This is a genomic window from Sinorhizobium sp. 6-70 (assembly GCF_030124375.1).
Taxonomy (GTDB): domain Bacteria; phylum Pseudomonadota; class Alphaproteobacteria; order Rhizobiales; family Rhizobiaceae; genus Sinorhizobium.
The window spans coordinates 138,864-147,043 of sequence record NZ_JASKLS010000016.1; the positions used below are offsets into that span (position 1 = coordinate 138,864).

Here is an 8,180-nt window from a genome sequence, read left to right on the forward strand (position 1 = left end):
CGCGCCTCGATATCATCATTGCGCCGCAAAAGACAATGGCGATTCGAAAATGCAAAGCGGGATGCGGGCGGAAAACCGCGCACACTTTTCCTCATCCCGCTCCAAGGCCATCTCTCAGAAATCCCGAATGACGCGGTCGGCCGGCCGACGGCTGGCGAGGACGCGCCGCGCGTTCGGAATATCGTTGCCGAATGCCTTCGTCTTCGCGGTCTCGTCGTCGTAGCCGTGATCGAACCAGCGTTTCAGCAACCGCCGCTCGATCACCTCAAGGCCGGGATCGATGAAGATCGAAAAGTCGAAGGCGCCATCGAGCCTGTTCCACGGCGCTTCGTCGAGCATGAGATAGTTGCCTTCGACAAGGATGATGCGCGTTTCCGGTGCGACCACCCGCGCGGACGCAATCGCCAGTTCGCGCGATCGGTCGAAGATCGGCACGAGGACCTCGCCGTCATTGGCGCGAACGGCGACGACCGTCGAGAGAAACGATCGAAAGTCGAAGGTTTCGGGCGCACCCTTGCGGGCAAGCAGTCCCTTCTCCTCAAGCACGGCATTGTCCATGTGGAAGCCGTCCATCGGCAGCACAGCCGCCTTCTCCCCGGCTTCGACAAGGGCCTTTGCGAGCGCTTCGGAGAGCGTCGATTTGCCGGCGCCCGGCGGGCCCGCAATCGCAACCATGAAACGGGCGGCGCCGGCCGCCCGTTTCAGGATTTCGTCCCTCAAGGCCTGCACATTCATGCAGCCAGCACCTCGCCGGGCGGCGCCTTCGCACCGGTCATGAAGGCGACCGCATCCGACATCGTGTATTCCTTCGGATTGATGACGCAGAGCCGGCGGCCGAGGCGGTGGATGTGGATCCGGTCCGCGACCTCGAAGACGTGCGGCATATTGTGCGAGATCAACACGATCGGCAGGCCGCGGCGGCGGACGTCGAGGATCAGTTCCAGCACGCGCCGGCTTTCCTTGACCCCGAGAGCGGCCGTCGGTTCGTCCATGATGACCACCTTGGAACCGAATGCCGCGGCGCGCGCGACGGCAACACCCTGACGCTGACCGCCCGACAGCGTCTCCACCGCCTGATTGATGTTCTGGATCGTCATCAGGCCGAGTTCGGAGAGCTTTGCCCGCGCCTGTTTTTCCATGGCCGCGCGGTCCAGCGAGCGGAACCACTTGCCCATGATGCCCGGTTTGCGGATCTCGCGGCCGAGGAACATGTTGTCGGCGATCGACAGCGCCGGCGACAGAGCGAGGTTCTGATAGACGGTTTCGATGCCGGCTTTTCTGGCTTCCATCGGCGAGCGGAAATTCACCGTCTGGCCTTCAAGCTGGATCTCGCCCTCGTCGGGGTTGATGGCGCCGGAGATCGCCTTGATCATAGAGGATTTGCCGGCGCCGTTGTCGCCGATCACAGCCAGGATTTCACCCGGATAGAGATCGAAATCGGCGTGGTCGAGAGCGGTCACGCGACCGTATCGCTTGACGAGACCGCGAGCGGTGAGGATGGGTTGTTGTGCCATCAGGCTGCTACCTTTCTGATCCACTGGTCGATTGCGACGGCGATGATGATCAGCAAGCCGATCAGGAGATAGGTCCATTGCGGGTCGGTGCCCATGAGGCGAAGCCCAAGCGAGAAGACGCCGACGATCAACGCGCCGAAGAGCATGCCAAGGATGGAGCCACGGCCGCCGAAGAGCGAGATGCCGCCGATCACCACGGCAGTGATCGATTCGATGTTCGCGAACTGGCCTGCCGTCGGCGAGACCGAGCCGATGCGGCCGATCAAGGCCCAGCCGGCAAGCGCGCAGATGAGGCCCGACAGGGTGTAGATGGTAACGAGCATACCCTTGACATTGACGCCGGCGAGCTTGGCCGCCTCCGGGTCGTCACCGACCGCGTAGACATAACGCCCCCAGGCAGTGCGGTTGAGCACATACCAGAGCAAGGCCACGAGAAGCACCATAGCGATTACGCCATAGGTGAAGACGGCATTGCCGATGCGGAAGTTCTGGCCGAAGAACTGCAGGATCGGCGCGTTGGCGGAGATATCCTGGGCGCGGATCGTCTCGTTGGCGGAATAGAGGAAATTGGTGGCGAGCACGATCTGCCACATGCCGAGCGTGACGATGAAGGGCGGCAGCTTCATGCGCGCAACGAGCGTGCCGTTGATGAAGCCGCAGAGTGCGCCGACGCCAAGACCGCAGAGGACCGACAAGGCCGGCGGCAGGCCGTAGCGAAAGGTGAACTGCCCCATGATCACCGATGACAGCACCATCATGGCGCCGACCGAGAGATCGATGCCGGCCGTCAGGATGACGAGCGTCTGCGCGGCACCGACAATGCCGACGATCGCCACCTGCTGCAGGATCAGCGTCAGCGTGAAGGCGGAAAAGAACTTGCCGCCGAGGATGGCGCCGAAGGTCGCCAGCGACAGGACCAGCACGATCAGAGGAACGGCGGCCGGGCTTGAATGAAGGAAATGCTGGAGCTTCTGAAGCGGCGTCTTGTCATGCGTGTCGAAGGACGCCACGTCCGTCGAGCTGTTGGCCAGGACCTTTTCGAATTCCTGGGATGGCTGTGCGGCTGTATTTGGTTCGGCCATGGAGACTCCTCCCGTGAACCCCACTCCCAAGGGGGGTTGCATTGCTGCCGGATGCGGCCCGCCTGTGATCGCGGCGAGTTTCAGCAATTACTAAAAATTGTGCAGGTTTTCCGCGCCTTGTCAAAGACTGCGGCGCTTACACGAAGGGCGGCCGGGGCCGCCCTTCCCTGTCACATGATCTGTCTCGATCAGGAGCCGATCAGCCCCAGCACTTGTCCGTGCCGACCTTGGTGTCGATCGACTCGACACCCGAGACCGGCTTGTCGGTGACAAGCGAGACGCCGGTATCGACGAAGTCCTTGCCTTCGGTCGGCTTCGGCTTTTCGCCGCTGTCGGCGAACTTCTTGATCGCCTCGATGCCAAGCGCGGCCATCATCAGCGGATATTGCTGCGACGTCGCGCCGATGACGCCGTCGGCGACGTTCTTGACGCCCGGGCAACCACCGTCGACGGAAACGATCAGCACGTCCTTTTCACGGCCGACGGCCTTCAGCGCCTCATAGGCACCGGCGGCGGCCGGTTCGTTGATGGTGTGCACGACGTTGATGGTCGGGTCCTTCTGGAGAAGGTTCTCCATCGCCGTGCGACCGCCTTCTTCGTTGCCGTTGGTGACGTCGTGGCCGACGATGCGTGCGTCGTCCTCGTCACCGATCTTGTTCGGGTCCTTCGGGTCGATGCCGAAGCCAATCATGAAGCCCTGGTCGCGCAGAACGTCGACGGTCGGCTGCGACGGCGTCAGGTCGAGGAAGGCGACCTTGGCTTCCTTGGCGGCGTCACCGAGCGTCGCGGCCGCCCATTGGCCGATCAGCTTGCCGGCAAGCAGGTTGTCCGTCGCGAAAGTGGCGTCAGCGGCATCGAGCGGCTCAAGGGGGGTGTCGAGCGCGATGACCAGGATGCCGGCGTCACGCGCCTTCTGCACCTGGGGCACGATGCCCTTGGTATCGGACGCCGTGATCAGAATGCCCTTGGCGCCATCGGCGATGCAGGTTTCGATCGCCGCAACCTGGCTTTCGGAATCGCCGTCGATCTTGCCGGCATAGGACTTCAGCGTCATGCCGAGTTCCTGCGCCTTGGCGGTGGCACCTTCCTTCATCTTCACGAAGAAGGGATTGGTGTCGGTCTTGGTGATGAGGCAGGCGGAGACATCGGCCGCCTGCGACGGCGAAGCGAAGGCCACGCCAAGCGCGAGCGCGCCGAATGCGGCAGAAAGAACTGTTTTCTTCATAAAACCCTCCCAAGGATGAAAACGCCGGCGGACCGGCACAGGCATCGCCGCCGCAGCATTCTCCTTCCTGCGGACGGCGCTTCCGAAGGTAAGTCAAACACCAAAGTTTTTGGGTGTCAATAAATAAATCAAATTGAATTATTATTCAGTTGTGGCATTCTGAGGCTCGGACGAGCTTGGAGGAACCCCGACCGTCCCGGCAAATTGACAGATCCACCTGAAGTGGAAACAACAGACTCGCGCCAAGCGAGCATCTACAGCGCCGCACGTCCGAACGGACGCGCAAGAGTCGCCGTAGCACTTTGAATTTGCTGCATGATTTTGTCCTTACATTGGTTCAAGGAATCATGCAGTGGTGCCAACGGGAGGAGACGGTGGCATGTCACTGACAGACGATTCCCGCGGGGGATCGACACAACCGGACGTGATAGACCCAAGCGGCGGGGCGAACCAGACCCGCGTGCGCGCCTATAACGAGCGCCTGGTCATGTCGCTGGTTCGCCGCCACGGCAGCCTGTCGAAGGCGGACATCGCCCGTCGCTCCGGCCTCTCGGCCCAGACCGTCTCGGTCATCATGCGCGCGCTGGAACGCGACGGCCTCTTGATCCGTGGCGCCCCGGTGCGCGGCCGTGTCGGCCAGCCGTCGATCCCGATGCGCCTCAATCCGGATGCGGTCTACTCCTTCGGCGTCAAGATCGGCCGCCGCAGCGCCGACCTGGTCTTGATGGATTTCGTCGGCAATATCCGGCTGCATCTGCATCAGATCCATACCTACCCGCTACCCGAGGACCTCGTCACCTTCATCGTCGGCGGCATTGAAAAACTCGAGCAGCAACTTGCGCCCGAGCAGCGGGCGCGGATCGCCGGCGTCGGTATCGCGACGCCCTTCGAACTCTGGAACTGGGCCGAGGAAGTCGGCGCGCCGCGGGAAGAAATGGACCGCTGGCGTGACGCCAACCTGCAGGCGGCCGTGGCCGCACAGATACGCCACCCGGTCTTTCTGCAGAACGACGGAACGAGCGCCTGCGGAGCCGAGCTCGCCTTCGGTGTCGGCTCAAGCTACCCCGACTTCGTCTATTTCTATATCGGCTCCTTCATCGGCGGCGGCATCGTCCTCAACTCCGCCCTCTTTTCCGGGCGGACCGGAACCGCCGGGGCCGTCGGTCCGCTGCCGGTCTCCGGCAAGGACGGCAAGTCCACGCAATTGCTGAAGATCGCTTCGGTCTTCGTGCTTGAAAACCTCTTGCGCGAGCGCGGCATCGATCCGCAGCCGCTCTGGTATTCAGCCGACGACTGGATCGACTTCGGCGAACCGCTCGAGATCTGGATCCAGGACACCGCCTATGCGCTCGCGCAGGCCGTGGTCTCCGCCGCATCGATCATCGACTTCTCGGCGGCCGTCATCGATGGCGGTTTTCCCGCCTGGGTGCGGGCGCGCATCCTTGCGGCGACACGTCGCGCACTGCAGACACTCGACCTCCAGGGCGTGACGGTTCCGGATCTCGTCGAAGGCGTGGTCGGAAGCCACGCCCGGGCGATCGGCGGCGCCAGCCTTCCGCTGTTTTCGCGCTATCTGCTGGACACCAATGTCCTCTTCAAGGAGCTTAGTTAATGTTGAAAGGAATAAACCCGCTGCTCGGCCCGGAACTTCTCGCGGCACTGAGGGCAATGGGTCACGGCGACGAAATCGCGCTCGTCGACGGCAACTATCCGGGCGAGGAACATGCGCGTCGCCTTGTCCGCCTCGACGGGCACGGGCTCATCCCCGTACTCGACGCGATCTTGAGCGTCCTCCCGATCGACGACTTCGTGCCAGAGGCGATCTTCCGCGCCACCGTCAAGCAGGACAAGCAGGCGCTCGACCCCGTACATCGGGAAATCATCGAATGCTGCGGCAAGCATGAGCCATCACGGGAAGTCGTGCCGCTGCTCGGCGCCGACTTCTATCCGCGCGTGAAGGCCGCCCATACGGTGGTGCAGACCAGCGAACCGCGCCTTTATGGCAACGTCATTCTCCGCAAGGGCGTCATCTACCCCTGACATCATGCGACAACGCAAAGAACCCGCCGGGACAGCCGGCGGGTTCTTTGTTCTGGTCGGAAACTTTCGTCACGCCTTAGGCGGTGGCGAGGGCCCTTCCAGTGCGGGCATCTACCGAAAGCGCGCCCGGACCGAAGGCGGCCAGCACCAGGAAGGCACCGGCGATGGTGATGTTCTTCATCAGCATGATCTGGTTGAAGACGGTCAGTAGGCCGTTGGCAGCTGCCGGAAAGTCCGGAACGTTGATGGCGCCGCTGTGGAAGACGAGACCGGTGACAAGGCAGAAGGCGGCAAGCAGATAGGCCGCAATGCGCGTCTGGAAGCCGACGAGGATCGCAATACCGGCAACGAGTTCAAACAGACCGGCGAGGTAGGCGAATGCCGTTGCAGCCGGCCATCCTGCGCCGGCGATCATGCCGGCAGTGGCCGTCGGATCGGTCACCTTGCCGAAGCCGGACATGATGAACATGATCGAAAGGAGGATTCGCCCAATAAGGACGATAACATTCTGAGACATGCGCGAGGCTCCTGTTGGAAACGTGTTGGCGGTAGAAATATCAACATTTTCAAAAACATCTAGCTGCACTACCGATAACACATCGTTCACAATTAGGAGACAGACGCGACCTATCGTCAACCTCCTCCTGGCCCGACCGGCTCTTTTCTGTTGCAACGGCGGAAGGACTGGGTGAAGAATTTCAATGCGTTGCAGGGAACGCAGGGGAGATGTCATGGCTGAAGTCAACAGGAGTCCCGCCTTCTGGCGATCCTTTCCGATTTTCGAGGAGTTCGACAAGGAGACGCTGACGGAGCTCGCCGGCATCGCCACGTACCGGAAGTGGCCGGCAGGTACGGTCATCTTCCAGCGCGGCGACGAAGGCAACTACATGGTTGTCGTGGTTTCCGGCCGCATCAAACTCTCGCTGTTCACGCCTCAGGGCCGCGAACTCATGCTGCGCCAGCACGAGGGGGGCGCACTCTTCGGTGAAATGGCCCTGCTCGACGGCCAGCCGCGGTCGGCCGATGCGACAGCGGTCATCGCATCCGAAGGCTACGTGATCGGCAAGAAGCCCTTCCTCGACCTCATCATCCACAGGCCGCAGATCGCCGAGGCCGTGATCCGCTTTCTCTGCGCGCAGCTTCGCGATACCACCGAGCGGCTGGAAACGATCGCGCTCTACGACCTCAACGCTCGCGTCGCCCGTTTCTTTCTGGCAACGCTCAAACAGATCCACGGCCACGAGCTTCCGAGCAGCGCCAATCTGCGCCTGACCTTGAGCCAGACCGACATCGCCGCCATTCTCGGCGCGAGTCGGCCAAAGGTGAACCGTGCCATCCTGTCGCTCGAGGAATGCGGCGCGCTGAAGCGTACGGAAGGCATTATTTGTTGCAACGTCGATCGCCTCCTGAATGTCGCCGATCCGGAGGAGGGCTAGCTCGATTGAGTGCGAACCACCGCCGCCGCCGTCGCGTCACCCCGCTCTTCGGCGGGATCGTCGCAAGCCTGGCGGCGGCGCTGCTCCTCTATCTCTATGGCGAAACTGTCTTCAAAACCCCGCGTGAACTTTTCTTCGATAACCTCACACAATGGGTGACCTCGCCCCGCTCACCGGACATCACCGTTGTCGACGTCGATCGCAAGGCGCATGAGGCGCTTGGCTCCAGAAACTGGGACCGGGCGGAAACGGCCGCGCTGATATCGCGGCTGGCCGCCGCCGGACCGAAGGTGATTGCGGTCGATTTCGTTTTCAGCTCTGAATGCGAGGCCGACGCCGCAGGCAATGTCGCGCTTGCTTCCGCGATCGCGGAGGCACCCGTCGTTCTGGGCTTTCTCGCGGCTGACCGTGCCCTGGACCATCCGCGCCCCGTTCCTCCGCTCGCGCTCAGACGCCCGCTTGCGGTGCCGGAGCCGTGGTTCATTGCCGGGGCGGAAACATCCTGCCCGGCATTCATGGACCACTCCAAGGCGGCGACCGCCGGCTTCCTCGTCGGTGACGAGGATGCGCGCGTGCGGCGGGCGCAGGCTTTTGCGATCCTCGGCAACGACGCCTACCCGGCGCTCGCGATCGAAGCGGGACGGCTCGCAGCCGGGAGCAGCACCCCGGTGCTCGGCGGCGAGCCTGCCTGGCTCAGGCTCGATCATGCCATCGTCCCCCTTGACGAGGCGGGAAACCTGCGCTTCGTCGCAAGTTCGGAAGAGGCCATTGCCGCGCGCACGCTCTCGGCTGCCGACGTCATGGCAAACACGGCCGATCGGAGCCGCCTTACAGGCAAGCTTCTCATCGTCGGCAGCAGCATGCCCGTAAGGCGGCTCCGATC

9 protein-coding genes are annotated in these 8,180 nt (G+C 62.8%); 4 read left to right on the top strand and 5 right to left on the bottom strand.

What is annotated here, in order from left to right; translation table 11 throughout:
- Positions 1 to 114: 114 nt before the first annotated feature.
- The 4 genes from QN222_RS25380 to QN222_RS25395 form a co-directional block, all read right to left on the bottom strand.
- Complete coding sequence (locus QN222_RS25380) at positions 115 to 735, bottom strand: nucleoside triphosphate hydrolase (protein WP_283963256.1); 621 nt, start codon at positions 733 to 735, stop codon at positions 115 to 117.
- Positions 732 to 1,514 carry an ATP-binding cassette domain-containing protein gene (locus tag QN222_RS25385; protein WP_180940028.1) on the bottom strand — a complete coding sequence of 261 codons (783 nt, stop codon included), beginning with the start codon at positions 1,512 to 1,514 and terminating at the stop codon, positions 732 to 734. The genes QN222_RS25380 and QN222_RS25385 overlap by 4 nt, the downstream gene beginning before the upstream one ends.
- The gene (locus QN222_RS25390) at positions 1,514 to 2,596 is read right to left on the bottom strand and encodes an ABC transporter permease (RefSeq protein ID WP_283963255.1); all 1,083 of its coding nucleotides are present in this window, start codon (positions 2,594 to 2,596) and stop codon (positions 1,514 to 1,516) included. Before QN222_RS25390 ends, QN222_RS25385 begins: the two co-directional genes overlap by 1 nt.
- Positions 2,597 to 2,795: 199 nt before the next feature.
- Positions 2,796 to 3,821, bottom strand: a complete 1,026-nt coding sequence (locus tag QN222_RS25395; RefSeq protein ID WP_180940026.1) for a sugar ABC transporter substrate-binding protein — start codon at positions 3,819 to 3,821, stop codon at positions 2,796 to 2,798.
- 379 nt (positions 3,822 to 4,200) lie between these two features.
- Between QN222_RS25395 and QN222_RS25400 the strand changes: the two genes are divergently transcribed.
- Entirely contained in the window at positions 4,201 to 5,433 is a 1,233-nt protein-coding gene (locus QN222_RS25400; RefSeq protein ID WP_283963254.1) for an ROK family transcriptional regulator, read from the top strand.
- Positions 5,433 to 5,861: an RbsD/FucU family protein gene (locus QN222_RS25405; RefSeq protein ID WP_283963253.1), complete on the top strand. Its 429-nt coding sequence runs from the start codon at positions 5,433 to 5,435 to the stop codon at positions 5,859 to 5,861. Before QN222_RS25400 ends, QN222_RS25405 begins: the two co-directional genes overlap by 1 nt.
- A 76-nt stretch (positions 5,862 to 5,937) precedes the next feature.
- Here QN222_RS25405 and QN222_RS25410 read toward each other — a convergent pair whose 3' ends face one another.
- A complete protein-coding gene (locus tag QN222_RS25410; protein ID WP_283963252.1) occupies positions 5,938 to 6,378 on the bottom strand; it encodes a DoxX family protein in 441 nt (146 codons plus the stop codon).
- A 214-nt stretch (positions 6,379 to 6,592) separates the two neighbouring features.
- On the opposite strand from QN222_RS25410, the gene QN222_RS25415 reads away from it, so the two are divergent.
- Together QN222_RS25415 and QN222_RS25420 are read left to right on the top strand one after the other, a co-directional pair.
- Positions 6,593 to 7,297 (top strand): Crp/Fnr family transcriptional regulator, encoded by a 705-nt coding sequence (locus tag QN222_RS25415; RefSeq protein WP_283963251.1) that lies wholly within the window; start codon positions 6,593 to 6,595, stop codon positions 7,295 to 7,297.
- A 5-nt stretch (positions 7,298 to 7,302) separates the two neighbouring features.
- A partial coding sequence (locus QN222_RS25420) for a CHASE2 domain-containing protein (protein ID WP_284005643.1) occupies positions 7,303 to 8,180 on the top strand: 878 nt, incomplete at its 3' end.

Coding starts and splice junctions, on each gene's coding strand:
- QN222_RS25410 (WP_283963252.1), bottom strand. CDS start 6,378: ATGTCTCAGAATGTTATCGTCCTTATTGGGCGAATCCTCCTTTCGATC.
- QN222_RS25385 (WP_180940028.1), bottom strand. CDS start 1,514: ATGGCACAACAACCCATCCTCACCGCTCGCGGTCTCGTCAAGCGATAC.
- QN222_RS25395 (WP_180940026.1), bottom strand. CDS start 3,821: ATGAAGAAAACAGTTCTTTCTGCCGCATTCGGCGCGCTCGCGCTTGGC.
- QN222_RS25390 (WP_283963255.1), bottom strand. CDS start 2,596: ATGGCCGAACCAAATACAGCCGCACAGCCATCCCAGGAATTCGAAAAG.
- QN222_RS25405 (WP_283963253.1), top strand. CDS start 5,433: ATGTTGAAAGGAATAAACCCGCTGCTCGGCCCGGAACTTCTCGCGGCA.
- QN222_RS25415 (WP_283963251.1), top strand. CDS start 6,593: ATGGCTGAAGTCAACAGGAGTCCCGCCTTCTGGCGATCCTTTCCGATT.
- QN222_RS25400 (WP_283963254.1), top strand. CDS start 4,201: ATGTCACTGACAGACGATTCCCGCGGGGGATCGACACAACCGGACGTG.
- QN222_RS25380 (WP_283963256.1), bottom strand. CDS start 735: ATGAATGTGCAGGCCTTGAGGGACGAAATCCTGAAACGGGCGGCCGGC.